Origin of the sequence: Chitinophaga eiseniae, assembly GCF_900167135.1 — a bacterium.
GTDB lineage: Bacteria > Bacteroidota > Bacteroidia > Chitinophagales > Chitinophagaceae > Chitinophaga > Chitinophaga eiseniae.
Genome location: NZ_FUWZ01000004.1, coordinates 97,152 through 124,143 on the forward strand (window position 1 = coordinate 97,152; position 26,992 = coordinate 124,143).

Annotated in this window: 26 protein-coding genes and 1 riboswitch; of the genes, 18 read left to right on the plus strand and 8 right to left on the minus strand. The window is 50.8% G+C overall.

The features are described from left to right. Window positions 1-75: 75 nt before the first annotated feature. Window positions 76-1,530 (plus strand): aminoacyl-histidine dipeptidase, encoded by a 1,455-nt coding sequence (locus tag B5D63_RS24170; protein ID WP_078671449.1) that lies wholly within the window; start codon window positions 76-78, stop codon window positions 1,528-1,530. Window positions 1,531-1,648: 118 nt separating this feature from the next. Here the strand turns inward: B5D63_RS24170 and B5D63_RS35490 are convergent, their stop codons facing one another. Next, a complete protein-coding gene (locus tag B5D63_RS35490) occupies window positions 1,649-1,798 on the minus strand; it encodes a hypothetical protein (RefSeq protein ID WP_235021620.1) in 150 nt (49 codons plus the stop codon). A 45-nt stretch (window positions 1,799-1,843) separates the two neighbouring features. Here B5D63_RS35490 and B5D63_RS24175 point away from each other — a divergent pair, with 45 nt between their 5' ends. The 13 genes from B5D63_RS24175 (at window position 1,844) to B5D63_RS24235 (ending at window position 16,105) form a co-directional block, all read left to right on the plus strand. Next, window positions 1,844-2,320, plus strand: coding sequence for a hypothetical protein (locus B5D63_RS24175; protein ID WP_143313069.1), 477 nt, complete (start codon window positions 1,844-1,846; stop codon window positions 2,318-2,320). A 364-nt stretch (window positions 2,321-2,684) separates the two neighbouring features. Continuing rightward, complete coding sequence (locus B5D63_RS24180) at window positions 2,685-4,463, plus strand: tellurite resistance TerB C-terminal domain-containing protein (RefSeq protein ID WP_078671451.1); 1,779 nt, start codon at window positions 2,685-2,687, stop codon at window positions 4,461-4,463. After that, complete coding sequence (locus tag B5D63_RS24185; protein ID WP_078671452.1) at window positions 4,457-5,767, plus strand: ATP-binding protein; 1,311 nt, start codon at window positions 4,457-4,459, stop codon at window positions 5,765-5,767. The genes B5D63_RS24180 and B5D63_RS24185 overlap by 7 nt, the downstream gene beginning before the upstream one ends. Then, window positions 5,767-7,896, plus strand: coding sequence for a DEAD/DEAH box helicase (locus B5D63_RS24190; protein ID WP_078671453.1), 2,130 nt, complete (start codon window positions 5,767-5,769; stop codon window positions 7,894-7,896). Before B5D63_RS24185 ends, B5D63_RS24190 begins: the two co-directional genes overlap by 1 nt. A gap of 91 nt (window positions 7,897-7,987) precedes the next feature. Next, a complete protein-coding gene (locus tag B5D63_RS24195) occupies window positions 7,988-8,563 on the plus strand; it encodes a TerD family protein (protein ID WP_078671454.1) in 576 nt (191 codons plus the stop codon). A 7-nt stretch (window positions 8,564-8,570) separates the two neighbouring features. After that, a complete protein-coding gene (locus B5D63_RS24200; protein ID WP_078671455.1) occupies window positions 8,571-9,254 on the plus strand; it encodes a TerD family protein in 684 nt (227 codons plus the stop codon). Window positions 9,255-9,326: 72 nt separating this feature from the next. Beyond that, window positions 9,327-9,965 (plus strand): vWA domain-containing protein, encoded by a 639-nt coding sequence (locus B5D63_RS24205; RefSeq protein WP_078671456.1) that lies wholly within the window; start codon window positions 9,327-9,329, stop codon window positions 9,963-9,965. Window positions 9,966-9,982: 17 nt separating this feature from the next. Next, a complete protein-coding gene (locus tag B5D63_RS24210; RefSeq protein ID WP_078671457.1) occupies window positions 9,983-10,618 on the plus strand; it encodes a vWA domain-containing protein in 636 nt (211 codons plus the stop codon). Between the two features lie 10 nt (window positions 10,619-10,628). After that, window positions 10,629-11,258, plus strand: a complete 630-nt coding sequence (locus B5D63_RS24215; RefSeq protein ID WP_078671458.1) for an AIM24 family protein — start codon at window positions 10,629-10,631, stop codon at window positions 11,256-11,258. Further along, window positions 11,258-12,313 carry a TerY-C metal binding domain-containing protein gene (locus B5D63_RS24220; protein WP_078671459.1) on the plus strand — a complete coding sequence of 352 codons (1,056 nt, stop codon included), beginning with the start codon at window positions 11,258-11,260 and terminating at the stop codon, window positions 12,311-12,313. Before B5D63_RS24215 ends, B5D63_RS24220 begins: the two co-directional genes overlap by 1 nt. Before the next feature lie 15 nt (window positions 12,314-12,328). After that, window positions 12,329-13,732 carry a PP2C family serine/threonine-protein phosphatase gene (locus B5D63_RS24225; protein WP_078671460.1) on the plus strand — a complete coding sequence of 468 codons (1,404 nt, stop codon included), beginning with the start codon at window positions 12,329-12,331 and terminating at the stop codon, window positions 13,730-13,732. A 31-nt stretch (window positions 13,733-13,763) separates the two neighbouring features. Then, window positions 13,764-15,272 (plus strand): helix-hairpin-helix domain-containing protein, encoded by a 1,509-nt coding sequence (locus tag B5D63_RS24230; RefSeq protein ID WP_078671461.1) that lies wholly within the window; start codon window positions 13,764-13,766, stop codon window positions 15,270-15,272. Between the two features lie 23 nt (window positions 15,273-15,295). Beyond that, on the plus strand, window positions 15,296-16,105 hold the full coding sequence (locus B5D63_RS24235; RefSeq protein ID WP_078671462.1) for a TerC family protein: 810 nt from the start codon (window positions 15,296-15,298) through the stop codon (window positions 16,103-16,105). Window positions 16,106-16,164: 59 nt separating this feature from the next. On the opposite strand, the gene B5D63_RS24240 is transcribed toward B5D63_RS24235, so the two are convergent. Genes B5D63_RS24240 through B5D63_RS24265 form a run of 6 tightly spaced genes read right to left on the minus strand, consistent with a single transcriptional unit; the run spans window position 16,165 to window position 21,056 of the window. Continuing rightward, window positions 16,165-17,127: a hypothetical protein gene (locus B5D63_RS24240; protein WP_078671463.1), complete on the minus strand. Its 963-nt coding sequence runs from the start codon at window positions 17,125-17,127 to the stop codon at window positions 16,165-16,167. Between the two features lie 13 nt (window positions 17,128-17,140). After that, on the minus strand, window positions 17,141-18,241 hold the full coding sequence (locus B5D63_RS24245) for a toxic anion resistance protein (protein WP_078671464.1): 1,101 nt from the start codon (window positions 18,239-18,241) through the stop codon (window positions 17,141-17,143). 43 nt (window positions 18,242-18,284) lie between these two features. Next, a complete protein-coding gene (locus B5D63_RS24250; protein ID WP_078671465.1) occupies window positions 18,285-18,899 on the minus strand; it encodes a TerD family protein in 615 nt (204 codons plus the stop codon). 45 nt (window positions 18,900-18,944) lie between these two features. Further along, complete coding sequence (locus B5D63_RS24255) at window positions 18,945-19,499, minus strand: TerD family protein (RefSeq protein ID WP_078671466.1); 555 nt, start codon at window positions 19,497-19,499, stop codon at window positions 18,945-18,947. After that, on the minus strand, window positions 19,489-20,331 hold the full coding sequence (locus tag B5D63_RS24260; RefSeq protein ID WP_200817091.1) for a phosphoribosyltransferase family protein: 843 nt from the start codon (window positions 20,329-20,331) through the stop codon (window positions 19,489-19,491). The genes B5D63_RS24255 and B5D63_RS24260 overlap by 11 nt, the downstream gene beginning before the upstream one ends. Next, entirely contained in the window at window positions 20,331-21,056 is a 726-nt protein-coding gene (locus tag B5D63_RS24265; protein ID WP_200817092.1) for an HAD family hydrolase, read from the minus strand. Before B5D63_RS24265 ends, B5D63_RS24260 begins: the two co-directional genes overlap by 1 nt. Before the next feature lie 305 nt (window positions 21,057-21,361). Then, window positions 21,362-21,461: riboswitch (TPP riboswitch) on the minus strand. A 259-nt stretch (window positions 21,462-21,720) separates the two neighbouring features. On the opposite strand from B5D63_RS24265, the gene B5D63_RS24270 reads away from it, so the two are divergent. Further along, on the plus strand, window positions 21,721-21,930 hold the full coding sequence (locus B5D63_RS24270) for a dodecin family protein (RefSeq protein WP_078671468.1): 210 nt from the start codon (window positions 21,721-21,723) through the stop codon (window positions 21,928-21,930). Window positions 21,931-22,011: 81 nt separating this feature from the next. Continuing rightward, complete coding sequence (locus B5D63_RS24275; RefSeq protein ID WP_078671469.1) at window positions 22,012-22,854, plus strand: universal stress protein; 843 nt, start codon at window positions 22,012-22,014, stop codon at window positions 22,852-22,854. Between the two features lie 55 nt (window positions 22,855-22,909). Here B5D63_RS24275 and B5D63_RS24280 read toward each other — a convergent pair whose 3' ends face one another. Further along, on the minus strand, window positions 22,910-23,755 hold the full coding sequence (locus B5D63_RS24280; RefSeq protein WP_078671809.1) for a sugar phosphate isomerase/epimerase family protein: 846 nt from the start codon (window positions 23,753-23,755) through the stop codon (window positions 22,910-22,912). 178 nt (window positions 23,756-23,933) lie between these two features. Between B5D63_RS24280 and B5D63_RS24285 the strand changes: the two genes are divergently transcribed. Together B5D63_RS24285 and B5D63_RS24290 are read left to right on the plus strand one after the other, a co-directional pair. Beyond that, window positions 23,934-24,773 (plus strand): helix-turn-helix transcriptional regulator, encoded by an 840-nt coding sequence (locus B5D63_RS24285; RefSeq protein WP_078671470.1) that lies wholly within the window; start codon window positions 23,934-23,936, stop codon window positions 24,771-24,773. A gap of 385 nt (window positions 24,774-25,158) precedes the next feature. Continuing rightward, window positions 25,159-26,859 carry a GMC oxidoreductase gene (locus tag B5D63_RS24290; protein ID WP_078671471.1) on the plus strand — a complete coding sequence of 567 codons (1,701 nt, stop codon included), beginning with the start codon at window positions 25,159-25,161 and terminating at the stop codon, window positions 26,857-26,859. Window positions 26,860-26,992 lie beyond the last annotated feature (133 nt).

A 26,992-nucleotide genomic window follows, 5' to 3' on the forward strand; every position in this document is an offset into this window, starting at 1 on the left:
CGGCCAAAGCGGGTTTTGCCCGTTTCGCCGGATTTACCTACATTGCCGGGCTAATAACGTTATTTAACATACGACATGGAACTAACATCACTGGCCCCGCAGTCATTGTGGCAATATTTCAGTCAACTGAACGCCATCCCGCGGGCATCGAAGAAAGAAGAAAAGGTGATCGCCTTCGTGGAGGCATTTGGCCGTCAGCTGGGCCTGGAAACAACAAGGGACGCTGTCGGGAACGTGTGCATCAAAAAGCCGGCTACGGCAGGCATGGAAGACCGGCAGACGGTGATCCTGCAATCGCACCTGGACATGGTACACCAGAAAAACGGGGATACCGTGTTTGACTTTGACACCCAGGGCATCGAGATGTATGTGGACGGCGACTGGGTAAGGGCCCGCGGCACTACCCTCGGCGCAGATAACGGCATCGGCGTAGCCACCATCATGGCCATCCTGGCAGCGACGGACATACCGCATCCTGCCCTCGAAGCCATGTTCACCATCGACGAAGAAACAGGGATGACAGGCGCCATGCAACTGGACCCAGCCCCGTATACCGGCACCATATTGCTCAACCTCGACACCGAAGAGGAAGACGAGATCACCATCGGTTGTGCCGGTGGCCTCGATACCAATACCAAAGGCAACTATCAGCAGACACCCGTGGCAGCTGGCGGCGCTGCTTATGATATTACCATCAAAGGACTGCTCGGCGGCCACTCCGGTATAGACATCAACAAGGGCAGAGCAAACGCCAACAAACTGATGAACCGTCTGTTGTTCAACGCGCGTCAGTCTTTTGACCTGCAGCTGGCTTCCCTCGATGGCGGCAGCTTGCGCAACGCCATCCCACGCGAATCCCGCGCCACGGTAGTTGTGCCTGGTGCCGACAAAGCCCGCTTCGAGGCGGCCGTACAGGCATTTGCCACCATCCTGAAAGAGGAATACAAAACCGTGGAAACGGGTTTGACAGTGGAGGTTAAGCCCGCCGCAATGCCGGCTTCCGTGATGGCGCCCGCTTATTTCGATCAACTGCTGCGCGCCATCTACGCCGCGCCCAATGGCGTGTTCCGCATGAGCCCCGATATGCCGGGCCTCGTGGAAGCATCCAACAATATCGCCAAAGTGACCGTGAAAGATGGTCAGTTTATTACCCAGTCACTGCAACGCAGCAACGTAGACAGCACCAAAGAAGATGTAGCCCTCGCGGTACGTTCCGCCTTTGAAAATATGGGCTGCGAAGTGATACAGGCCGGCGGTTACCCCGGTTGGAAACCCAACCCGGATTCTCCCATCCTGAAGCTGATGCTGTCCCTGTATGGCGATCATTTCAAACATACCCCAAAAGTAGGCGCGATCCACGCCGGACTGGAATGCGGTATCCTCGGTTCACTGCTCAAAGGGCCGGACATGATCTCTTTCGGACCTACCATCCGCGGTGCGCACTCACCGAATGAAAGTGCACAAATCTCTTCCGTAGAGCGGTTTTACAAATTTTTACTGCATATTTTGAAAGAGATACCCAAGCGATAATCCTTTCCAAAAGATAATACCCGGGGCTGACCAACAGGTCGGCCCTTTGTTTTGTCTGTTGTTTGGTGCGATAGCATTCATTTTGCGAAACTGTCAGCCTGTAAGGGCACTCAGGCTGTCAGCGGGGGCAGGTAGCTCTGAGGGTCATTTTCGGCTGTTGCCTGTTGGCGGAACAGCGTAGAAGTACAAATTTTGCTGCTCTCCCGTATTCCAGGGTGCCATTGTTCGTTCCGGAGGCTATACGGGAAACCGTAAAATGTTGCATCATAGGATCGCTATTTTTGTCCGGTATCATCAAATAACCCTTAACAATATGGACAACCAGGTACACTGCCCCAAATGCAATTCCACACAGATTACCGCAAACAAGCAAGGTTTTAGTGTTGGCAAAGCCGCTGCCGGCGTCATTTTAACAGGCGGTATCGGGCTGCTCGCCGGGGGAATTGGAAGAAATAAAGTGATTATCACCTGTCTGGCGTGTGGTCATCAGTTTAAGCCGGGAGCGAAAAAGGAGACAGCCGTGGAAGCATATCAACGATTGAAGACCCATCGGGAGAAGATGGATGCCGAACGAAACAGGCAATTGGATGCGTCAGCGCTGGAAGAAGATCTCAGGAGAGACCTGGAACGACGGAATAACCCCGAAAAAAGAAAGGAGAGCAGAAATGCAGTCATTAAAACGGCAGGTCTCATAATGTTTGCAGGGGCTATCCTATGGCTGCTATGGCCAATCGGTGGGTGGTTCGTTATGGGATTCGGAGCGCTGTTATTTATTGCGGCATTTGTTTAGCCTGGAACAGCGCAGGGTTACGCCGTAAGACATGGTCATCGATGTACAAATTTTGCTGCTCTCTGATTTTATTTATATATTGCAAATAAGGTACTTGTATTAAAGCCGCCTATTGACAATTTGAATCCAAAGCAGCTTAGGTTTATCATCTGTATATCAAAATTTGACCAATCCTTATTGTAACACCCAAAACTGGTGCCCTCGCTGGTTTTTAACGATCATCATCTGAATGTATTATCCCATGTCCCAAAGAGCCGTTTCCTGTTTGATTGCAGCCATATCCGGATATACCCGGAAATTTTCCCCGTTTGATGATAATCGCAGGTTGTCTGTATTTTATGACCGTTAAGGATTCCTTACACGTATGGACGGTCTGACATTTACGACACAAGCTTTTGGCCAGGACTGGGTGGCCTACCTGGATGACTACGGTGTGCCGGTACCGGCGAACGACTGGCTGCAAAAGACCATTACCCAGGCTTTTGAGGCGATGGCACCCGAAGAAAAGGCGCTCTTGCACCAATGGTTTGCATTTCCGTCCCCTCAGCCCGTGGAGGTTATCCGGCGGTTACAGGAGCGGTTGTTCGATGCGATGCTGGAACCGCTGGTAACGCAGCGGCTGTCAGTCTTTTCCACCCGGGAGATATTCACCGGTGTTATCCGGTTCCGGAAGGAGCAGGAACTTTGTTTCCTGGAGGAACAAAGCAGCAGGGAAGCGGTGGTGGACACACCAAATACCGATGATGCTATCATCGATGTATCCGGAGAGCCGGTACCCATTGACTTTAGCACTGACAATGCTCCCTCAGGCCAGGCGGATGGACAGGCTTACGACGACAACTGGAAACTCGGTCATCAATACCAGGAAAAGCTGGGGCTGAATACACAGGAAACAGCATGGCTGAATAAATTCTGGAACCCCTGTAATGCTTTCCTCGAAGTGGAAGGATGTTGTGTACAGACGATCCGGCTTTATCTGCTCTGTTTGAAACAGCTGAATAAGGTGTTCGATAAAAAGGGAACGACCATTGCCCGCCAGGTAAAACAGTTTCAGGACCGATATGTCCAAGGTAATAACAACACCTACACCCTCAGTTATGAACGTCAGAACCTGGAGACGCATATCTACCTCACAATTTTTAAAAGATCGGAAAATACCGTCAGGGAAGTCTACCGGCATAAACGGAAAATCAGTAATGACTTTAACTACCCTGTATTTGCCAATGACTTTGAGCAGACTTTTGGAAGCACTGTTAATGAAATTCTGGCGGGGGCGGCAGCTACCATCGCACCCGCTGACGACGCCACAGAGCTGTTGTTGAACGAAATGAACGTTACCCGTTGGAAAACTTTTTTTGACGAGATCATCCCTGTCCTAAACAACAGTAACGCGCAACAGGTAGCAGAACAACTGGACTGGCTGGGGGCGATGAACGAGAAGAACCCTGCGCTGGAAAACATCTATTTCGAAGCATCCAGGGCTTTTGTGAAAGCAGATAAGGGGATCGCTATCAGTTTCTACCTGAAGTACCTGTACGCGGACCTGCACTCGGAGAAGATTGATAACCGGCAGTTGACAAAGTCCATCCAGAAGAGCCTCTTCGCGGACCAGGAACAGCTCGACGCCTTTGAAAAAATAGCCAACGGGCTGATCGCCACCCGCGATCTCCCTGCTGCACTGGCTGCGGCTGTAAAAATCTATGAAAAGAAAAGAAAGAAAATAGAGCTGAATGAGGGAGATATTGCTGCCGTGCGCTCACAGAGCGCGGAAACGGTAAGTCGTTTGAATGAAATCCTGCAGGACGAAGACGAAATAGCGGAAGGGTCTTCCGCCATCATCACCCTGCAACTGGGTACCGCCACGCCGGCTGCCGCGGTGCCACAGGACCCCGTCTTTATGGCCAGCGTGCAGCTCAGTATGCATCAGCAGGAATTACTATCGCTGTTTAAAGACCATCAGTATCATCTGACCACCACCCAGGTGACCACCTATGCCAAAAGCCGGAACCTGTTCAGAAACCAGCTGGTAGAGAGTATTAATGATTGTTGTTATGAAGAGCTGGATGATAATTTAATTGAAGAAACAGAAGACCGGTATGAGGTGAACGAATTTTATTATCAAAAAATAATTAATCTATGTTAGGTGACATCAAACCGAAAGAAGCTACGGCTGTGATCAATTCCCTCTTAGGCGGCGTCGTGCCTAAAATAGGTGTTCAGCATATTGCCGTAGGTCGTACGGCGGAAGTAAATGCGTTCCTCTCTGCCTTGGAGGATGTGAAAAATGGGCATAGTATGGTGAAGTTCTGGATCGGGGATTTTGGGTCCGGGAAGTCTTTTATGATGCATTTGCTGAATACGGTAGCGATCAAACAGAAGTTTGTAGTGGCCAATGCTGATTTTACACCGGAAAACAGGTTGTATGCCAATGATGGTAAAGCTGTTGCCCTTTACACAGCTATCATGGACAACATTGCTATCCAGACCCGACCGGAAGGTGGGGCGTTGGCGGTGCTGCTGGAAAAATGGATAGAACAGGCTATCGCGGGGGCCGCGCAGGAATCAGGACTGGCGCCGGATGTGGTCCGGCAGCCGGACCACACAGATGTGATCCGCCGGCATATTATGCGTACTATCAATAATATCACGGAAGTGGGTGGTTTTGATTTCGGGTTGGTCGTGACCAAATATTACGAAGGATATATACAGGACGATGAGCAGCTCCGGAAAAATGCATTGCGCTGGCTGAAAGGAGAGTACAGTACCAAAACGGAAGCGCGGCAGGACCTCGGCGTCCGGGAAATCATCGATGACCAGAACTTCTATGATATGCTGAAAAACTTCTGTAAACTGTTTGTCAGCATCGGTTATAGCGGTTTTATGATCAACCTGGACGAGGCCATCAACCTCTATAAGATCTCTACCGGAGCGATGCGGGAGAAAAACTACGAGAAGATACTGTCTATCTACAACGACTGTTTTCAGGGAAAAGTGGCCCACCTGTTTGTAAATATCGCCGGTACACAGGAGTTCCTGGAAAACGAACGGAGGGGGCTTTTCAGTTATCAGGCTTTAAAATCAAGACTCGAAACCAACAAATTTGAAACGGCCGGAGTGCGTGACTTCGCCCAGCCGGTGCTGCGCCTGCTGCCACTGAGCCACACCGAAATTTTTGTGTTGTTACAAAATCTTAAACAGATTTTTGACTTCAATTATAAAACCAGTATTCCGGTGGATGATAATGATATCCGGTTGTTTATGGAAGAAATATTCAACAAGCCCGGCGCCAGTGAATTCCTGACGCCCCGTGAAGTGATCCGGGATTTTCTGCATGTGCTGAGCATCCTTCGTCAGCACCCGGAGACGGATAAACGAAAGCTGATCAATGATATCGAAATCACAGATGAAAGACCGCAGGAATCTCTAAAGCACATTGAAGAAATATAATGGCATACGAACTGTTATCTGAACCGGTGCGCCGCTATATACGGGACAAAAAATGGGAAGCACTCAGGCCTATCCAGGATGCGGCGATAAAAGCGATCATGAGATCGGAAGGGCATTATATCCTGGCATCCCGCACAGCTTCGGGTAAAACAGAAGCGGCTTTCCTGCCTGTATTGTCGAGTGTCGATTTCAGGGAGAAAGGAGTACAGGTGTTGTATATCTCGCCCCTGATAGCATTGATCAACGATCAGTTTCAGCGATGCGAGGCGCTTTGCAGATATATGGATGTATTGGTGACCAAATGGCATGGAGAAGCCAATCAGTCGGGTAAGAAGCGGCTGCTGGCTGATCCTCAGGGAGTGATGCTGATTACACCGGAATCGATAGAAGCGATGCTGGTGAATCACCCCGGGAGGGCGAAATCACTTTTTTCCAATCTTAAATTTATCATCATAGATGAGATACATGCCTTTCTGGGAACGGACCGGGGAAGGCACTTGCAGTCCTTGTTGTCGCGGATCTGCAGCCTTAAAACAGGGGCGCCGGTGAGGATAGTAGGCCTGTCAGCAACGATTGGCGACGAAAATTTCCAGGTGGCGAAGCGGTTTCTTGACAATACGCTTCCGGCTAAAGTGTTAATTGACCGGACTGCAAAGGAAAACCATGTCAGTTTAAAATTCAGCAGGGAAGACGCTGAATTCTCCGTGGGATTTATTGAGTCATTGTACGAGTTGACAAAAGATAAAAAGGTATTGATCTTCCCCAATGCCAGGGGAAGGGCGGAAGAAATCGCTGTAAAGCTTTCAAAAACAGCCGCGAGGAGAAAAGGACATGCGTATTATTTTTCACATCATTCATCTGTGGACAAGGACTTGCGTGAATACGTGGAAAATTTTGCCAAGACCAACGAACGACACCCGTTTTGTATTTGTTGTACGTCGACATTGGAACTGGGGATTGATATTGGTACCGTGGATATGGTGGTGCAGATAGATGCCAGCAACAGCGTGGCGTCGCTGGTGCAACGAATGGGGCGCGCCGGCAGGAGAGAAGGCGCTACAAGTGAATTGTTGTTATATGGCACCCACCCGTGGGCAATGCTGCAATCACTTGCCTGTTGGCAGTTGTACGAAGAAGGGTTTATGGAGCCGATCGTGGTGACGGACAAACCTTATGATCTGTTGTTCCATCAGATACTGTCAATATTAAAAGAAACCAATGGTATCAGTCATGCTGCATTAACAGCGCAACTTACCGCCAATCATGCCTTTCAACAGATACCGGCAGCTACCATCAGCCAGTTGCTGGCGTTCATGATCCAGGCGGAATATGTGGAGGTTTTGGGCCGTGAATTGATTGTTGGTTACGAAGGAGAGAAGCTGACCAACTCCCGGGATTTTTACAGCGTATTTTTCACCGACCGATTGTTGAAGGTGATCCATGCTGGTAACACCATCGGAGAAATCCCTGATTCGGTTTCACTGGCCGAAGATGTCAATATCTATCTGGCGGCAAAAATCTGGAAGGTAAAACTGAAGGATATCCAGGCGGCTAAAATATTGGTGGAGCCGGCCCATGATGGCAAAAAGCCGATATTCGGAGGCGAAGGGCCAGCCGTGCAGCCCCGGGTGAGAGCCAGGATGCTGGAAATCGTTTACCAGGATTTACCCACCGGCATTATGGACGAGAAAGCTATTGCCGCCCTGGAGGAGCTGCGTTTTGAGTTAAAACAGGCAGTGCTGACACCCGGAAATATGGAGCGGCCGTATGTTGCCAAAGAAACCGGCTACCAGTATTATACATTTACAGGTTCTGTAATTAACAGGACGCTGATGGTACTATTGAAACTGGCTGATATCGACTCTGTTTTTGATGACGACAAGAGCATGTTCTCCATTGCCGACAAAACCTGGGAGCCGGCAAAACTGTGGCCGCATCTTGAAGCACAGCTGGCAGTGTTGTGTGGTCTTGATCTTGATAATTTGGAGAAGCTGGGATTATCCTGCGCCTTCTTAAAATGGGGACAATACCTGCCGCCATCGCTGCAGGAAGAACTGATCCGCAGCGCCCTCCTGGATATCCCCGGCACCACTGCCTTCCTGCAGCAGGTCAGATTCGTGACATGCTGATATATTACCCGCTACACATAATAATTCCGGCGTATGTAGCGACCGTTCTAATTAAAAATACTATCTTACCTACGTTTTAAATTTTTTGAAAATGGCTATTAACTTACAAAAAGGACAAAGGATTGATATTGGACTGTCCAGCATCAGCGTAGGATTGGGATGGGAGCCGAACGAAGGAACCGGCGCTGCTTTTGACCTCGACGCCTCTGCTTTTATGATCGATGATAACAGGTCGATCCCGGAAGAACGTTATTTTGTATTCTATGGCAATACCGACTCACCGGACGGCGCCCTGCATCATACCGGCGACGACCCTACGGGCGGCAACAGCGACGGCGGCGATGATGAAACCATCAACGTAGACCTGGCCAAAGTAGATCCCCGCGTGAAAGAAATCCTGTTCGTTGTCACCATCCACGACGCTATCGCCAGAAGGCAGAACTATGGCCAGGTGAGAGATTCGTATATCCGTATCGTTGACAACGCTACCTCACAGGAAATCGCCAAATACGAACTGGGAGAAGACTTCTCCATCGAAACCGGCGTGGAATTCGGCCGCCTGTATATCAAAGACGGTCAATGGAAATTCGAGGCTTCCGGTAAAGGTTACAAGGAAGACCTGGCATTTTTCCTCTCTAAATATTTTAAAGGACAGATCATTAAATAACCTATATATGGCGATCAATCTAGTAAAAGGTCAAACTATCGACCTCCGTAAAAATGATCAGGGAGAAGAGTTTGACCTCTCGACTGTCACTATCGGCCTCGGCTGGGACGTAAAACAGAAAAAGGCAGAAGGCGGCTTCTTCGGAAAAATTTTCGGCGGCGGACAGAAAGAAGAAGAATATGACCTCGACGCGGTGGCTTTCCTGCTGGACAATAACGGCAAAGTGGCCAACCTGGGCCGCACCGTACAAACCCGCGACGGCAGAAGCCAGGGACTGTACGAAGGCGACGTGGTGTTCTTCAACTCACAAAAACACCCTTCCGGCCATATCTGGCTCACCGGCGATAACAGGACCGGCGCCGGCGATGGCGATGACGAACAGATCATCATCAAACTGAACCAGATGGACCAGCGTTACGACAAAATCCTGTTCATGGTGACCATCTACCAGGGGCGCGCCAATAACCAGCATTTCGGGATGATCGAAAACGCGTTTATCCGTGCCGTAGACGCCAGAGGCAAAGAAATCGCCAAATTCAGCCTGTCCGGCGACAGCACCTATAACGGCATGTGCTCCATGACTTTCGCGGAAATTTACCGTAAAGACGGCGCCTGGAAATTCAGAGCCATCGGTAACCCCCACCAGTCAGACAGCTTCGTGGACGAACTGAAGAAAATGGTGTACTCCTGAGTAACCGGACACAAATAACTGTAGCAATGTTGTTAACCCTTATCAACAGCAGCGCTTTAACCAACTTATTTTATGAGAAGACTACCTGTATACCTCTTACTGGACACCTCCGGCTCTATGAGCGGAGAACCGATAGAGGCCGTGAAGAATGGCGTCCAGATAATGATCAGCTCATTACGACAGAATCCGCAAGCCATCGAAACCGCATTTATCAGCATTATCACCTTTGACAGCACCGCCAGGCAGGTCGTGCCCTTGACAGACCTGGCCTCCTTCCAGATGGCGGATATCCGCGCCACCGGCACCACCGCGCTGGGCGAAGCCCTGCAGCTGGTCAGCCAGTGCATGGACAAAGAAGTGGCCAAAACCACCGCCGAACAAAAAGGCGACTGGAAACCGCTGGTGTTTATTATGACTGACGGCGTGCCTACGGACAGCTGGCAGAGCGGCCTCGCCGCCTTCAAACAGCGCAAAACGGCATATACCGTCGCCTGCGCTGCCGGCCACGGCGCCGATACCTCCGTACTCAAACAGATCACCGAAAATGTGGTCAGCCTCGATACGGCCGACAGCGCCACCATTTCCCGCTTCTTCGCCTGGGTCACCGCCTCCATCGGCGTAACCTCCACCCGCGTGGAAGATTCCGGTAAAGAAGTCACCGGCCTGTCTGAACTGCCGCCACCACCCTCCGAATTGAATATTGTAGTGTAAGCCTTTAATGCACCTATATGCGACGACTACCGGTATACTTCCTGCTGGACACCTCCGGTTCCATGTATGGGGAACCCATTCAGGCATTGAATAATGCCCTGAGCGGGATGGTCAATAATCTTCGTATGGATGCCCATGCCCTGGACTCCCTCTGGCTCAGCATCATCACCTTCGACAGGGAAGTAAAGGAACTGGTACCGCTCACCGAACTGGTGAGCTTCCAGTTGCCCGAAATCACCTGCCCGCAGAGTGGACCCACCCATACCGGACAGGGACTGGAATATCTCCATGGCAAAGTAATGAACGACGTACAACGCGGAACATCCACCCGGAAAGGAGACTGGCGGCCGCTGTTATTCATCTTCACAGATGGAAAACCATCCGACCAGTTACTCTACCGGGAGATGATCCCCAAAATAAAAAGCCTCAACTTCGGCGCCATCGTAGGATGCGCCGCCGGTAAAGCGGCCGACAACGATATGCTCAAAGAACTGACCGATACCGTGGTGCACCTCGATACCGCCGACAGCGCCACCCTGCGCCAGTTCTTTAAATGGGTGTCCGATACCATCGAACAGGGCAACAAAAGCATGGGCACCACCTCACAGGTGGCCCTGCCTCCGCCACCCCAGGAAGTGAATTTAGTGATCTGATCAACAAATTATGAACGTAAAACTTATAGGGCACGACTTTAAAAGCCTGCAGGTAGAATTAACCCACAACGAGAAATTTTACTGTGAGAAAGGAGCCCTGATCTACTACGAAGAAGGTATCCATTCTTCGATCAACGTATTCGATAAAGGCATTGCCGGCGTACTGAAAAGAAAACTCACCGGCGAAAGCATTTTCCAGGTGGAACTCTGTAACACCAATATTAACCCGAAGAAACTCATGGTGGCCGGCAAGGTAGGTATGTTGCCGGTCAACCTGAAAAACATCTCCGGCGGCATCATCTGCAGGGCCGGATACTATGTGGCCTCCTCCGATAAAGTCGATATCGACGCGAAGCTGAACCTTACCTCACTCATCGGCGGCACCGGCCTCATTATGCAGAAAATCACCGGCTTCTGCACGGTGTTCCTCGATGTGATCGGCACTGCCACCACACTGGACCTGGCCGCCGGTCAAACGGTTTTTGTGGATGAGAAAAGTTTTATCTGTATGAATGCTGATATGCAAAACAGGATGTCGTCACACTTCTCCGGCAGTAACATGCTCGGCGGGGAAGGGCTTTCCATGCTCAAAATCACAGGGCCGGGCACCGTATACATCACCTCCGTAAACTTCAGATAATGAGAAGACTCCCCATTTATTTTCTGATAGACGTCTCCGAATCCATGGTCGGAGAACCGGTACAGCAGGTGGAAGAAGGCCTGTCACAAATTATTCAGGCGCTCAAAGCCGACCCCTACGCTATTGAAACCGTCTGGGTTTCTATTATCGTCTTCGCAGGACAAGCCAAAACACTGGTGCCCCTGCAGGAAATCATCAACTTCTACCCACCCCGTTTCCCCATCGGCGGCGGCACCTCGCTCAGCAAAGGCCTCGGACATCTGATGTACGAACTGCGCAAAAACCAGGTGAAAACCACCTACGAACAGAAAGGCGACTGGAAACCTATCGTGTTCCTGTTCACCGACGGAGTGCCCACAGACGATACCCGTGCAGCCATCGCCGAATGGAAACAGCACTGGCAACGCACCGCCAATATGGTGGCCATCTCCTTCGGCAACGAAGCAGATGTGCATGTGCTGAAAGAACTGACAGAGAACATCATCCACTTCAAAAACAGCAACGCCGCGGCATACAAGCAGTTCTTCAAATGGGTGACAGACTCCATCAAAACCAGCAGCGAAAGCGTAGAGAAAAACGCTTCCGGCTTTGAGCTGGCTAAAATATACGGAGATGATACCCTCAGCAAGGTAGACCTTACCAATCCCATCCCGCCACAGTCCTATATGGACAGCAATTACGCCGTGCTGGTAGGCAAATGCCAGAACCTGAACAGGCACTACCTGATGAAATACCGCCGCTCGGAAGAAGAAGCCAGGATCTACGGGCTGGATATCAACCGGCTGTCGTACAGACTGGTAGGCGCTTTCCAGGTAGACCAGACCTACCAGGAGCTGTCGGACGAGAGCGCCGGCCCTTCCCGCATCAATAGTGATGAACTGATCGGAAACCCTACCTGCCCGTGCTGCGGCAACCAGGTGGCCTTCGCCATGTGCGTCTGCGGCCAGATACACTGCATCGGAGAGGAGCAGATCAGCACCTGTCCCTGGTGCGGCAACAAAGGGACGTATGGCATCGGTGAGGGCGGTTTCGATGTTAACCGCGCCCAGGGCTAAAAAGGAACCAATAGCATGTCAAAAAAATATATCCGCGAACTGTTTGCCGCTAAAAATATTACCATTGCCGGCAGCAAACAACACCTGTTCGACGCTTTTGTAGATGATGAACAACATCAGCAAATAGCCCGGCAGATACTGGAAAACCAACAACGACTCATGGACATATGGCAGTATAAAAACAGGCTGGCCGATATCCAGCAACAGCCGGTCAGCATCCCGAACGCTACGGTGGGCAAGCCTTACCAGGCCACGCTCGATTTCCGGCAGCTGAACTGGTCCGACGTTACATGGACAGCCATCGAAGGACTGGAAGAATACGGGCTGCAATACGATCCTGCTACCGGCGGGATACAGGGTATCCCGGTGAAAAGCGGCGATATCCGCCTGAAACTGCAGTTCCGCCTTGCCGGCGGCGACGCCAGCGCTGCGGCGCACGAAAAGCTGCTGCCGCTGGTCATTAACCCTGACCCCCGCTCGCTCTGGAAAAGCATCCCCAGCGATATGGCCGGTCCCTTCTGGAAAGCAGACGACGTGGCCGAATTTGCCCCGCTGGGCGACCGCTTCGTGACCGTCGCCTCCAAACGCGGACGCTCCCACGCCAATGTGGGCTCCTTCCGGGATGACGACTATGCCTTCCGGCATCTTGAACCCTCCGGCTGGAGCGTGCTGGCCGTATCCGACGGCGCCGGCAGCGCCAAACTGTCCCGCGAAGGCTCCCGGCTGGCCTGCAACGGTATCGCCGACTATTTCGAGCAGTTCTTTAAGACCGCACCCACAGCCGATATCGATACCCTCTTCCAGGAACATGCCGCTGGTACCGGCACCGACACCCAGAAGAAAATCAACCGCCTCGTGTATGACACACTGGGCAAGGCTGCCTTCGCCGTGCATAAAAAACTGGAAGAATTTGCCGCCGCTCAACAGGTTTCCATAAAAGATCTTCATTCCACCCTTATCTTTGTGCTGCTGAAAAAGTATGCATTTGGCTATGTCATCATGAGCTTCGGGGTGGGAGACTGCCCCATCGGACTGTTAAACAAGGACTGCTCCGCTATCACGCTGATGAACCGGCTTGACGTAGGAGAATTCGGAGGCGGCACCCGGTTCATCACCATGCCTGAAATCTTTACGAGCGACAAATTCCCTACCCGCTTCGGTTTTAAACTGATTCCGGACTTCGCTTATCTCATGCTGATGACCGACGGTATCTACGATCCCAAATTCGTGGTGGAGGCTAACCTGGAGAAACTGGAGACGTGGAAAGCGTTTCTGGCGGACCTTAACGGTAACAACCCGGAAAACGTGGCCCTGCCACTGGGTGCCCACTCCCCGGAAAGCGCCGGCCGCCTGTCGGCCTGGATGGATTTCTGGAGCCCCGGTAATCACGACGACAGGACCCTGATGATCATCAGTTAATTGCATATTGATTAGGTAACACCATAACACCATGAACACTAAAACTGTCCATTCCGTCATTAACACAGGCAAGTCGTATCAGTATATCGATAACGGCGAACCGATGCGTGGTGGAATGAAAGACGTGTATTTCAGCCCCGATAAATCATATGTGGTGGCGTTTTACCGGGATGAACAGGATTTTAGCTCCCGCGAACGCCTGCGCAAAATTGTGACCGAATACTATAACAGCTTCTTTAACCGCGAAGGCGGCCAATACTACAAAGACCTGTACTGCTGGCCTACCGACATGGTGGAACTGGATAAAAAAGTAGGGCTCATCGTTCCCTGCTATAATCAAAACTTCTTTTTCAAAAAAGGATACGCTTCCAACGACCTGATCAAAGGCAAGGAAAAAGAAGGCAAATGGTTCGCGTCTCCCAAATTCAGGAACAGGCAGTTTGCCCTGCGGCTCGATGAAGCGGAACTGGGCAACTGGCTCAGCTATTTCCAGATCTGCGTCAATATCGCCCGCGGCGTAAAACGCCTGCATGCGGCAGGTCTGGCCCATTCCGACCTGTCTTATAAAAACGTGCTGGTAGACCCGGTCAGCAAATCGGCTGCCATCATCGATATAGACGGCCTCGTAGTGCCCGGCCTTTTCCCGCCGGACGTCATCGGCACCGCCGATTTTATTGCACCGGAAGTGCTGGCCACCAAACATCTCGACGTAAAAGACCCTAACCGCAAACTGCCCAACCGGTTGACCGACCTGCACGCACTGGCGGTGATGATCTATATGTACCTGCTGTACCGCCATCCCCTGAAAGGAGGTAAAGTACATGACCTGGACACCGAAAAAGACGACCTGCTGTCAATGGGCGAAAAAGCCCTGTTCATCGAACATCCGCAGGATACGTCCAACCGGCCGAAGCTGAACCAGCTGAATCCCAAAGAGCTGCCCTGGGCCGATATCACCAAACTGCCGTACACCATCACCGGCCCATACCTGAAGGAGCTGTTTGACCAGGCTTTCGTTACCGGCCTGCATCAACCCAATAACCGCCCGCCGGCGGAAATGTGGGAACAGGCGCTGCTGAAAACCACCGACCTGATGCAACCCTGCAGTAATACGGCCTGCGAACAGAAATGGTATGTATTTGATAATACCATTTCCCCGAAATGCCCGTTCTGCGGAACCCCGCATAAAGGCACCCTGCCGGTGCTGGACTTGTACTATGAATTTAAACCGACCGTCTGGAAACCGGAAAACCACCGGTTGATGGTCTACCATAACCAATACCTGTTTCAATGGCATGCCAACCGGAACATCATCCGCAATGAAAGGCTGACACCCGAACAGAAAGTGCCCGTAGGATATTTTACCTTCCATCAGGACAAATGGGTGCTGGTTAACCAGAAACTGACCTCTCTCAAAGATCTGACGGAAGACAAAGAGATACCACCCGGTACCATGGTGGAACTGACAGACGGTAAAAAACTCCTGCTCTCCCGCGAAGAAGGCGGCAGGGTAGTGGTGATCACAATGGCGAACAAATAAGAACCTATAAAAAACACACTGAAATGAATTTTGCAGAACTGTTCCAACAAATTCTTGACAATCCCATCCCTTCCCTGATCGTAGTGGGGAACCTGATTATCATCGAAAGTTTGCTTTCCGTTGATAATGCGGCGGTACTGGCCACCATGGTAATGGACCTCCCCGAAAAACAACGTGACCGCGCGCTCAAGTACGGTATCTTTGGCGCTTATTTGTTCCGTGGCCTTGCCATGCTGTTTGCTTCCTTCCTGATCCAGTTCTGGTGGCTGAAAGCGCTCGGCGGCCTCTACCTGCTTTACCTGGTGTTCAGCTGGGCAAAAGAAAAACGTGCTAAAGCGAAGGCGGCAGAAGAAGAGGAAGATGAGTCCATTGACAAGGAAAAAAACTGGCTGTATAAAATGACCGTAGGCGCTATTGGTCCCTTCTGGGCCACGGTGGCGCTGGTAGAGCTGATGGACATGGCCTTCTCTATTGACAACATCTTTGCGGCGGTAGCCTTCACAGATAATATTCTGCTGGTATGCTTGGGCGTGTTTATAGGTATCCTCGCCATGCGTTTTGTAGCACAGGCTTTCGTGAAACTGATGACGAAATTCACGTTCCTGGAAACGGCTGCCTATATCGTGATCGCTATCCTGGGACTGAAACTGTCGCTGTCGCTGTGGGAACACTATAACACAGAATCTCCGATCACTAAATTCCTGGAAAGCCACATCGCGGACGTATGGACTTCCATCCTGACGGTGAGCGTGTTTGTGGTGCCCATCGTGACTTCTGCGCTGTTCAATGTGCCCAAAAGAGGCGCTGCCCAGCTGGAAGGTGAGAAAGCATAAATTATTATATAAGTAAATACATCAGGATTGCATCAGTCTTCGGGCTGATGCAATTTTTTTTAGAAGGTATCGGTATTGAGCATCGTGCGCAGGATGTTGGTCTGCACATCGTAGTTGCCGATTTTCTGGAGGAAGTCCACTTCGGAAATTTTGTCATAATACTCCTGTAGCAAGGTGCGCACAGTGTCGGGGATGGCGGTTTTCAGGATGTTGGCCCTGCTTTCGAGCTGATCGTTTTTGTCGGTCATTTCCTGTATGATCCGCGCTTTTTTGGATAGGGAGTTGGTCCAGTCGATATCCGGGATCTCAGAAAGATCACAGAGGAGGAACAGGCTTTTGGAAGGGAAGAAAAGGTAGTGCCGGTCCACATCAAGGAAGCGGTATACCTCGGCGATCATGCCGCCGGTTTTGAGACCGCAGAAGAATTCGGTACGGAACTCATGTTTGCACAGGAGTCCCATGAGTTTTTTCTGGATGATGGCGTAGCTGTTCCTGTAAACGTCTGCCGTTTCATACTGGATGAGGTTCATCATCTGATCGGCGGAAATATCGTAATAAAAATCCTGGGAGAAGCGGCTGCTGAAGGTATTGATGTTTTTGGAAAACGGGTATTCGTCTGTGTTGTCAGACAGGGTCTGGTACAGTCTGCGGAGCGACAGGTTTATTTTCAGCGACTGTTTTTGTTTGTCGAGATCGTAGTTTTTTTCTGAAAAGACGGAGCTGTTCAGCTTCTCCATCATTTCCTTGTTGAGCTGCATTTCGTCATAGATCAGGCTTACGTTTCTTTCGTTGGAAGCCTTGATTTTTTTTAGCAGTTCGATGGCAGACGCGGTGTATTGCAGGTGGAACAGCTCCAGCTTATTGATGTCCAGTTCAGGATTGGTTTCGAATAATTTATGGACAACCTGGCTTCGGAGATATATTTTGTAAATAATCTCTTCTTCAAAAAAAGCGGACAGCAATTGCAGTTTGCTGTTGGTTTTATTTGAGTCATTTAATATAATCGCCAGGTTATCCTCCATTATTTATTGACGGTTAGCGCACGTTAGTTACATTTTTCTTCAGCTCTGTTTCCAGGTTTTGCAGTTCACCGTTGAGCACTTTACGGCTTTCGGCGCCCTGTTCGTGGATTCTCTTCACTTCATGCAACGTTTCGATCAGCGACTGGGTGGTGCGTTTGAGTGTTTCTACAGACACCACGGTTTTTTCGTTTTCCCGTGCCACGTCGATACTGTTCTGTTTGAGCAGGTCTGCATTTTTTTGCAGGATGGTGTTGGTGGTATCGGAAATTTTGCGCTGCATTTCCACGTTGGCCTTCTGGCGTTGCAGCGCCACCGCGATGGTGAGCTGGTTTTTCCAGACGGGGATGGTGGTGGAGATGATAGACTGCGCTTTTTCAGCGATAGAGGTGTTGTTGTTTTGCACCAGTCTGATCTGTGCCAGGGATTGCAGCATGATAAAGCGTACAATCTTCATGTCTGCCAGCCTTTTATCCAGACGTCCTACGAAATCCCGGAGGTCCGCAATCTCATAGTCGTTATAGTTGCCGGCGTTGGCTTCCATTTCGGCCAGTTTCTGTGTCAGTTCATTATACTTCAGTTGACCGGAGATGATCAGGTCTTCCATCTGTTTAATATAGTTGACATTGCTGTCGAACATGGTCTGCAGGGAGCTGTTGTCTTTCAGGGAGTTGATACGGCCCGCTTTGATCTTGTTGGTGATCTTGTCGATATTGGCCACTACGGTATCGTATTTCTGGAAGAGTTTCTGCGCATCCATGACGAGTTTCTTCAGGAACGGGACTTTGGAGAGAAAGCTCTTAAAGCCGCCCTGGTTCAGCTCATCCACGTCGATGTAGTTCAGTTCGCTGAGCAGTTCATTGATCAGGCCACCTACTTCTCCGGAGTTGTAGGTACGCACAGAGGTCAGGAACTCGTTGCTGTAGCGCTCCATAGAGCTTTGTACTTCAGCGCCGTAGTTCAGGATAGAGTTCACGTCGGTGGTGAGCAGCGACTTGTTGAGCTCATTATATTTCTGCGTTTCTTCGGGGGTAATGCGGGCGAGGTCGGCATTGCCGTCCTTGTCCAGTCTTACCACGGGAAGCGCCTGATCAGTAACATTCGGATTAGATTCCATAAGGTATCATGATTAGTGAGTGATAACATTACAAAGGTAAGGGCTACAGGTATTGCCTGGACACAGTGTCCACGGTTTCCTGTAATTTCCTGTCCCGGGTAGGTTCACCGATGGCGTTGAATTTCCACTCGCCGTTTTTCTTATAGAAAACACCCATCACCATAGAGGTATGGCCTGCGAAGCTGGTGTCGCCGGCAATATCGTAGGTGGCAAATACTTCATTCACACGGGAAGGGGTGCCTTCATAGATGCGGATGGAGGCGAAGGGGATGGTGCCGAAGTCGTGGCCACGGAAGCTGTTGAGCACAAAAGCTACATAGTTTACGTTCGGGTTCAGGCGGGACAGGTCTACGGTGATCACTTCGTTGTCGAGGCCGTCATTGCCGTTCATATCGCCGGTCAGGTCATCGCCGCTATGGTGGATGGAGCCGTCCTGGGAGCGCAGGTTACCAAAGTAAACGACCTCCTGCAGTTGTTTCTGCTCGCTGAACAGGGCGCAGCTGCCGTCCAGGTCTACGGCTTCCTTGGTTTTGGACATGCCAAAGAGGCCTTTCTTTTCGATGGCGCCCCAGTTGATGCCTACACAGATATTTTGCAGTTTGGTACCGTTGCTTTTCTCGAGGCTGATACGTTGGCCTTTTTGAAGATTGATTGCCATTAGTCGGGTAATTTATGGAATGGGTATGGAATAGGTCCGTTTAAATTAGTTGTATTTGTTCAGATAGTCCTGCAGACCGCCTTTCATGCCTACGCCTACTGCTTCGAACTTCCATTCGTCGCCACGTTTGTAGATACGGCCGAATTCCACAGCGGTTTCGATGGAGAAGTCTTCTTCCAGCTCATACTTCAGGATCACTTCGTTGGTAACCGGATCGAATATACGTACATAGGAATTCCTCACCTGGCCGAAGTTCTGTCTTCTGGTTTCAGCGTCGTGGATGGTCACTACCACGCATATTTCGGTGACCCTGGAATCTATTTTGGAAAGGTCGATTTTAACCTGTTCGTCGTCCCCGCCGCCTTCACCGGTGAGGTTATCGCCGGTGTGTTCCACACTGCCGTCCGGAGAAACGAGGTTATTGTAAAACACAAAGTGCTGATCGGACAGGAGTTTTTTGTTGTCACCCATCACAAAAATGGAGGCATCGAGGTCGAAACTGGCGCCGGTAGAGGAGGAGTTTACATCCCAGCCTAAGCCAATGGTGAACTTGGGTGCATTGATCGCCTGCCGTTGTCCTTTTTGCAAATTAATCGCCATGTTGTATGCTTTTATGTTTTCTATGAAAAATATAGTGTTTAATATACTGAAGATTTTGCTGATATGCCTCGATGGTGTGATAACCGTTGCCGATGGCCATATCATATAAAACATTCATAAACTGCTCTGACTGATTTTGCAGGAAAATACAAAATGAATCGAAATCGTAGTTCAGAATATATTTTACGATGCGGGTATTGATGGCAAACCGTTCCTCCCGGATGATTTTTTCGAGGTGGAAGATCGATTTGACAAAGTGATAGTTGAGGTAGTTCTCAAAGTTGGGATGGATACCGGTATTCTGCAGCTCCGCATAATACAGCAGGTACATCTCGTTGGTGAGGCCATAGGTGTTCACCATTTTGAGGATCATACGCTCGTGGCCGCCGGTGATGCGGATATCGTCCAGGAACACGACCGTTTTGCCGGCGAGAAATTCCCGGTCAATATGAAACGAATCGTTGCCGATCAGTTTCATCCGCTGTTCGGCGTCCAGTTCCCCGTAATCTTCTTTATAGGTGATGGTACGGTGTACTTTCGTTTCCTGTACGATCGGATGGCCATTGGCCGCCAGCCACCGGTTGAGCCGGAACACGAAGTGGTTCTTCATGGAGAAGGTGGCGGTGGGAATGAACGCATATGGGCTGGATACTACCACCAGTTGCGGCACGGTACGGCCTTTCAGGTGGCGATCAATAAACCCGTCGGCCAGTGTGGCACCGAACTTTTCCGCGACAAGGTCGTCACCGAATTTAAAACGGCTGTAGTCATCCGGGCAAAACCCGAACTGGCTGGTATCTGTGATTTTATGCAGGGAGTAAGTTGTTGTCATCAGTTAAGCAGGCTTGAAATACATTGATTGTTGGAATTGACCAGTAAAGAATGAATGCCGGCCTCGCTGGCGCCTTTGATATCTGCCTTTACGTTATCGCCTATATGTATGATCTGTTGAGGTTGGACGGCCTCCCCGTTCCTGGTGTTGGCAACGGAGCCCAGCATGAGCCGGAACATTTCAGGGTTGGGTTTGGACATGCCGGTTTCATCTGAATACAGCTGAAAATGCAGGTATTGGTCCAGTTCCAGTTCCTGTAATACTTTCCTGAGGGTGCGCCCTTTAATGAACGCGGTGTTGCTCAGGAGGCTGAGCGTACAGTTCTGCCGCTGGTGCAATGCACGCAGCACGCCTGCTGTGGCGGAGCAATATACCACTGGCCGGTGTTGAAGCACCAGCGCTTCCATTTCGTCGTACAGCGCCTGTAGGTCCACCGTGTCAAAGTCGTACTCATGATCGTTCATTTCACTGATCACCATCAGATGCAGGGTGTCCGTATCAATGTTGCCGCCGGTTTTTTCGTTGATGGCGTTGGTCATCACGTCGATCCGGCGGAAGATACGTTCCACTTCTTCGAGCGTTTTTTGCCGCTGGTTAAAATGATCGAAAAAGAATTTTGTCCGCTCCCGCTTAAAGGAAGGGTTGGACCTGATCAAGGTTAACCAGAGGTCAAAGGAGTAATGCTGGTATTTATTCATCAGTTGGTTATGGTGTATAATGCTCATGGACACCGCATATGACGGGATCCGCACAAATCAGGGTTAAACCTATTTATGGTCGCATAGTGTGAATATAAGTTTTGTTTACAAACAGGACATTCCTTTTTTAGTTACGCATGACTGAGCCGGGATAATAACAAAAAGCCTGCCGTAGTGTTCGCCGGCTAATATAACATATAATCCTGCACGGAGATGAAAAAATTGCAGTGTTAAAGGAAGGATAACGGCCTGTTTACCGTTTGGATTGCTGTCAAAATGACAACTTATCTAGTGGGAGGGCAAAAAGAAAGGCGCCGGGTTTACCGGTGCCTCCCTGGTGTTTCCTGCTTTCCTACGCTGGTATTATCCAGTTCAGGTTGTAAGGGTATATTCTCAGGTGTTGTTTTACCAAACCACCCCTTTTCAGAAACATCTTGCTGACCATAGTTAAAGAATCATGCCGGAAGATCGCCGGAAAGAAAAGCACTGATTTTCAATGAAAACCGCTATGGGCAATGTCTTTCATTGTAGCACCGATTGCACATTCCGGGGTACGTTCCGGGGGGATAATTGCCTGTCCGCTATCGGTGCTTTCCGGCTGTAATCCGCTGCAGTACATCGATAACCAAACCGGTAGGTTGTTTGTTTCCTGTATACACGCCGTATTGTTTCACCATTTAAAACTTTTATTATGGCTATTGTTAAAGTGATTGAGGTGATTGCCTCCTCCGAAAAAGGTTTTGAAGATGCTGTACAGAATGCAGTGCAGGAAGTCAGCAAAACCATCCACAACGTAGACTCCGTATTTGTAAAGGATTTTAAGGTGCATGTAAAGGATGGCAAAATCACTACCTACGGGGCAATCTGTAAAGTGTCCTTCCGGCTTGATGATAAACGTTGACCAGCGAACAGGGATTGGATTTGTCGGGGGGAACTCCTGGTAGGTTCAATCCCTTTTTCACCACAAGTAAAAGAAGATGATATGAAATCGATACTTATTCTGACAGACTTTTCCGATGCCGCCTTCCGGGCGGCAGAATATGCTACCAGCCTGGCGCCGGCGCTGGGCGTGGAACGCATGATCCTCTACCATGCCTACCGTACCATGGTGCAGGGCTCCGATGTGCCCGTACCTGCGCCTCAGATGGAAAATCTTGTATATGTGGAAAATATGGAAAAGCTGGCCGCTATACAGGACCAGCTGCGGATGATGACCGATGCCGATCCCAAATACGAGCTGCTGGCAGAAGATGCCTTTCTGCCCGATCAGCTGAACAAACTCTGCCGGGAAAAAGAAGTGGGGCTGGTGGTTATGGGCGTTGCAGGAAAAACAGCGCTGCAAGAGTTTTTTATGGGCAGTAACACCTCGCAGGTGCTGAAAGTAAGCGAATACCCTGTGCTGGTAGTGCCCAAAGACGCGGTAGTAGGGAAGGGGATCAGCAGCGTCGTCTTTTCCACAGATCTGCAAAACATCTCCAAAACGTCTCTGGAGCAGCTGTATCGCTTCCTCGACCTGTTCCACCCGGAAGTGCATGTGGTCAACGTGGAACCGCCAACGGCAGATAAATATTCCGACGACACTAAAAAACAGATCACTGCATTGCATAATGTCCTGGAACGGTATACGCCGGCTTTCCACTATATGACCGGTACTCATATTGCCGACAGTGTGTTGGAGTTTGCCCGGGAACACCACGCCTCTCTGGTCATCACCGTGCCCCAAAAACATTCCTTTATCTCTTCGATCTTCCATAAAAGCATTTCCAGGGAACTGGCCTATCATTCCCCGGTACCTCTGCTCTCAATACCGGTGCTGCCGGAATAGATCCGGAAGATGTTGAGGACAAGCCCTGGGGGACCGGAAAAAGGAAACCGCGCCGTTATGCTTTCACGGTATTCACCACCCCTTTAAAATAGCCAGCCGACTCAGCGATGCCCGGCAGGGGATCTTTCATGTCTTTTTCATATTCAATGCTGCAGATTCCCTGGTAGCGCACCTTGTCCAGCGCACGCACCAGGCTGGCGAAGTCGATAACGCCCCTGCCTATCTCGGTGGGCTTGCCGTCTTTGGAGGCGGCCGTAACATCCTTCAGATGCAGGTCAAACACCCTTTCCTGATAGGCCAGCACAGCCCTGGCCGGGTCTTCGCCGGCGCGGGTAGCGTGACCGATATCGATACACAGCCCCATGCGGGCGTCGCGGTGCCTGATATGCTCCCATGCATTGCGCGGACCGGGATACAAGGCGTCTTCCGGGCCGTGGTTATGGATGGCGAGGCGTATGTTGTGTTGTTTTACCTGTTGTTCGGCGTCATCCAGCAGTTCAGGCGTAGGTACGCCGACGATCATGGGAACCCCCACTTTTTTGGCGTACGCGAAAGCTTCTTCCACCGCCTGCCGGGTTTTCATGTAGATAACGCCTACCGCATAAACGTTAATGTCCGCATCGCGGAATTGTGAGCGCACGGCTGCTATCTGTTCAGGGCTGCTCTGCAGCGGCAGGTGTATATCTTTTACGGAGATATGGCGGATGTTGGCCCGTTGCATCATCGCAATGGCCTGGTCCAGCTTGAACCGGGCGAAGGTATATCCTGCTACGCCAACGGACAGACGGTCTTTCGCCGGCGGCGGTACAGCGGGACGTGCCGCAGCGGACAGCAAAGGAGAGAGGCCGGTAGCTGCCAGTCCCAGTGAGGCTTGCAGCAGGAAATTTCTTCTCGAAGACATAAGCATACGATTGGTATAAGGGCCAAGATCTTTAAATTTTCCGGCATTTTTGCCGCAAATATTACCTGCGGCTGGTGTTTTCTGAAGCGGGATGATTATTGGCCGGAATGTTTACTTTTGTTGGGCGGCCACATAGGTTGGAGTGCCGGTCGCACCATTAACCTATAAAACGAGGAAGATGAAACCACGTATGAAAGCCTATGCGCCACACCCTGCCCTGCGGGATTTTATCGCCAGCATCGGCGTCTATGAAGCCGATTTCTCGCAGCTGCCCGGGCTATCCAACATTTATCGGTTTGTGCCTACTTTCCAGCGGTACATCATGTTTTATGTCAAAGACCCGATTAAAGTGCTGCGGGTATACAACGATACTTATGAGACCAAGTCGGTGTCCCTGACGGTCGGACCGCTGGAGCGGGCCGTGACGCTGGACATGGGACGCCATCATATCGCCCTGGGCGTGGCTTTCAAGCCCGGAGGCCTGTTCCGCCTACTGAACATCCCTATGACCGAACTGCATGAACAGGATTTCGATACCAGCCTGCTGCTGGGCAGTGAGATAAAGGACATCAATGAACAGTTGCAGGAACATACGCACGACTGGGACAGGATGGTCCGTATTGTGGAGACTTACCTGCTCAAAAAAGTGTCCCGCCTGAAGCCGGTGCTGCCGGTCGACCTGGTGATGAGCAACCTGGTGGCGCATACCGGGAATATCACCATCGAGCAACTGGCTTCCGACGCCTGCATCAGTGTAAGGCAGTTTGAACGGAAAGTGGTGGAGCGCACCGGCATGTCCCCGAAACGGTATGCCCGGCTGATCCGCTTCTGCAAAGCCTATCACCTGAAAGAACTGCATCCCGAAGCCACCTGGACACGCATCGCCCACATGAGCGGCTACTACGACCAGATGCACTTTATCCGCGATTTTAAAGAGTTTGCAGGGATCACCCCTTCCTTTATCGACGAGGCATCACTGGTGAACACCATCCGGCTGCACCGGATGATGGCCCAGTAAAAAAGATGTCGCATTTGTACTATTCATCTACCGGTAATCACGATAATTTTGAAACCGGAAGAGGGGGTTCCCTTTGTCTGTCCTTTACCTAACCGTATGACTGACAGGGGTTCTCAGATAGCATCTTCTTCCGCCATTCTAATCTACGTCGTCTTAATCAGTATGTGCCATTGTTTGTTGTACCCCTCCCTTTTTGAAAGGTCCCGGATTCCCGGCCTTGCCATATAGTAGTAATTGGTTTGAAGTGAAAAAAGCCGCGCAGTCACCTGATTGCTGCGGTTCTTTTATTTACCAAAAAAGACAACGGACCTTTCCGGTCGTCCCATTTCTGTTAGGTTTATATAGATATTTTACTATTTTTCGGCCTGCCAGTAAATTCCGTGGAATGATCAATTTGAACCTGAAGGCCGAAGCGGCCAATACGTACGACGCAATAGTAGTAGGCTCCGGTATTACCGGAGGCTGGGCAGCCAAAGAGCTGTGTGAAAAAGGGCTGAAAGTGCTGATGATAGAAAGGGGCCGTCAGCTGGAACATGTGAAGGATTACGAAACCGCTACCGCCGCCCCCTGGGAAGTACCTCACCGCGGCGTGTTGACCAACGAACTGAAAAAAGGTCACCAGTTCCTGGTCCGCGAAAAAGTATATACAGAATTTAACCACAGCTACTGGATGAAAGACGGCGACAGTCCATATACCGAAGAAAAACGGTTCGACTGGCAGCGCGCCGACATTGTAGGCGGTCGCTCTATCATGTGGGGCCGCGGGTCATTGCGCCTCAGCGACCTGGACTTTGAAGCCAATGCCAAAGAAGGCATCGGCATCGACTGGCCGATACGCTATAAAGACCTGGCGCCCTGGTACTCCCATGTAGAAGCTTTTGCCGGTATCAGCGGTCAGGCTGAAGGACTGCCGCACCTGCCGGACGGCGTGTTTCAGCCACCGATGGAGATGAACTGTTTTGAGAAACATGTGAAAGGAAAGCTGGAAGCAGCTTTCCCCGAACGCCGGATGACCATCTTCCGTACGGCCAACCTCACGCAGGCTATCGGCGACCGCAACAAATGCCAGTACCGTGACCGCTGTTCCCGGGGATGCCCTTTCGGCGCTTATTTCAGCACACAGGCGTCTACACTGCCGGCAGCGGTGAAAACAGGCAATCTTACGCTGCTGACAGATTCACTGGTCAACAGTATCATTTACGACGACAACAAAGGCAAAGCTACCGGCGTGCGCGTCATCGATAAACATACCAAAGAGATGACCGAGTACCATGCCCGGATCATCTTCCTCAACGCTTCCGCGCTGGCCAGTACTTTTGTACTGCTCAATTCCACGTCGGCCCGCTTCCCGCAGGGGCTGGGCAACGACAGCGGCGTATTGGGCCATTACCTGATGGACCACCATTTCCACGCCGGCGCCAGCGGCAGCTCTGAAGAATTTGCAGATAAATACTACCACGGCCAGCGGCCTGCCGGCTTTTATATCCCGCGTTTTGCCAATGTAGGCAATGATAAAAGGGGCTACCTGCGGGGCTTCGGCTATACAGGCTACAGCAGCCGCACCGGCTGGGCGAGGGGTATCGCTGAACTGGGCGTAGGTGGTGCCTTTAAAGACTACATCTCCGAACCAGGGCCATGGCAGATGGGGCTGATGGGCTTCGGCGAGTGCCTGCCTTACAAGGAGAATATGGTCAGCCTGGACACCAGCGTAAAAGATGCATGGGGCCAGCCGGTACTGAAAATGAACTGCGAATTCAAGGAAAATGAAATGAAGATGCGCAAGGACATGGCCGCGGAAGCCGCCGCCATGCTGGAAGCGGCAGGATTGAAAAACGTGCAGGCTTTCGATCGTGCGTCCTATCCCGGTATGGCCATCCATGAAATGGGCACCGCCAGGATGGGCAGAGATCCCAAAACATCGGTGCTCAATGAATGGAACCAGGTGCATGCCGTGAAAAACGTGTTCGTGACCGACGGGGCCTGTATGACATCGTCTGCCTGCCAGAACCCGAGCCTCACCTATATGGCGCTCACCGCAAGGGCTGCCAATCATGCCGTGGAAGAACTGAAACGGCAATCCTTATAACGAATTTATTTTCATTAACTTTAAAGCGCACACAGCGCATAGAGGTGCTTCATCGGCCGATGAGGCACCTTCTTCTTTTTTTGTGTCAGATTTTTATAAGCCGGCCGGCGCCTGGCTGTCAACCTTAACTAAA

Coding starts and splice junctions, on each gene's coding strand:
- B5D63_RS24225 (WP_078671460.1), top strand. CDS start 12,329: ATGTCAAAAAAATATATCCGCGAACTGTTTGCCGCTAAAAATATTACC.
- B5D63_RS24290 (WP_078671471.1), top strand. CDS start 25,159: ATGATCAATTTGAACCTGAAGGCCGAAGCGGCCAATACGTACGACGCA.
- B5D63_RS24270 (WP_078671468.1), top strand. CDS start 21,721: ATGGCTATTGTTAAAGTGATTGAGGTGATTGCCTCCTCCGAAAAAGGT.
- B5D63_RS24205 (WP_078671456.1), top strand. CDS start 9,327: ATGAGAAGACTACCTGTATACCTCTTACTGGACACCTCCGGCTCTATG.
- B5D63_RS35490 (WP_235021620.1), bottom strand. CDS start 1,798: ATGATGCAACATTTTACGGTTTCCCGTATAGCCTCCGGAACGAACAAT.
- B5D63_RS24230 (WP_078671461.1), top strand. CDS start 13,764: ATGAACACTAAAACTGTCCATTCCGTCATTAACACAGGCAAGTCGTAT.
- B5D63_RS24170 (WP_078671449.1), top strand. CDS start 76: ATGGAACTAACATCACTGGCCCCGCAGTCATTGTGGCAATATTTCAGT.
- B5D63_RS24250 (WP_078671465.1), bottom strand. CDS start 18,899: ATGGCAATCAATCTTCAAAAAGGCCAACGTATCAGCCTCGAGAAAAGC.
- B5D63_RS24240 (WP_078671463.1), bottom strand. CDS start 17,127: ATGGAGGATAACCTGGCGATTATATTAAATGACTCAAATAAAACCAAC.
- B5D63_RS24190 (WP_078671453.1), top strand. CDS start 5,767: ATGGCATACGAACTGTTATCTGAACCGGTGCGCCGCTATATACGGGAC.
- B5D63_RS24260 (WP_200817091.1), bottom strand. CDS start 20,331: ATGACAACAACTTACTCCCTGCATAAAATCACAGATACCAGCCAGTTC.
- B5D63_RS24215 (WP_078671458.1), top strand. CDS start 10,629: ATGAACGTAAAACTTATAGGGCACGACTTTAAAAGCCTGCAGGTAGAA.
- B5D63_RS24280 (WP_078671809.1), bottom strand. CDS start 23,755: ATGTCTTCGAGAAGAAATTTCCTGCTGCAAGCCTCACTGGGACTGGCA.
- B5D63_RS24255 (WP_078671466.1), bottom strand. CDS start 19,499: ATGGCGATTAATTTGCAAAAAGGACAACGGCAGGCGATCAATGCACCC.
- B5D63_RS24275 (WP_078671469.1), top strand. CDS start 22,012: ATGAAATCGATACTTATTCTGACAGACTTTTCCGATGCCGCCTTCCGG.
- B5D63_RS24245 (WP_078671464.1), bottom strand. CDS start 18,241: ATGGAATCTAATCCGAATGTTACTGATCAGGCGCTTCCCGTGGTAAGA.
- B5D63_RS24195 (WP_078671454.1), top strand. CDS start 7,988: ATGGCTATTAACTTACAAAAAGGACAAAGGATTGATATTGGACTGTCC.
- B5D63_RS24210 (WP_078671457.1), top strand. CDS start 9,983: ATGCGACGACTACCGGTATACTTCCTGCTGGACACCTCCGGTTCCATG.
- B5D63_RS24200 (WP_078671455.1), top strand. CDS start 8,571: ATGGCGATCAATCTAGTAAAAGGTCAAACTATCGACCTCCGTAAAAAT.
- B5D63_RS24285 (WP_078671470.1), top strand. CDS start 23,934: ATGAAACCACGTATGAAAGCCTATGCGCCACACCCTGCCCTGCGGGAT.
- B5D63_RS24180 (WP_078671451.1), top strand. CDS start 2,685: ATGGACGGTCTGACATTTACGACACAAGCTTTTGGCCAGGACTGGGTG.
- B5D63_RS24175 (WP_143313069.1), top strand. CDS start 1,844: ATGGACAACCAGGTACACTGCCCCAAATGCAATTCCACACAGATTACC.
- B5D63_RS24265 (WP_200817092.1), bottom strand. CDS start 21,056: ATGAGCATTATACACCATAACCAACTGATGAATAAATACCAGCATTAC.
- B5D63_RS24235 (WP_078671462.1), top strand. CDS start 15,296: ATGAATTTTGCAGAACTGTTCCAACAAATTCTTGACAATCCCATCCCT.
- B5D63_RS24185 (WP_078671452.1), top strand. CDS start 4,457: ATGTTAGGTGACATCAAACCGAAAGAAGCTACGGCTGTGATCAATTCC.
- B5D63_RS24220 (WP_078671459.1), top strand. CDS start 11,258: ATGAGAAGACTCCCCATTTATTTTCTGATAGACGTCTCCGAATCCATG.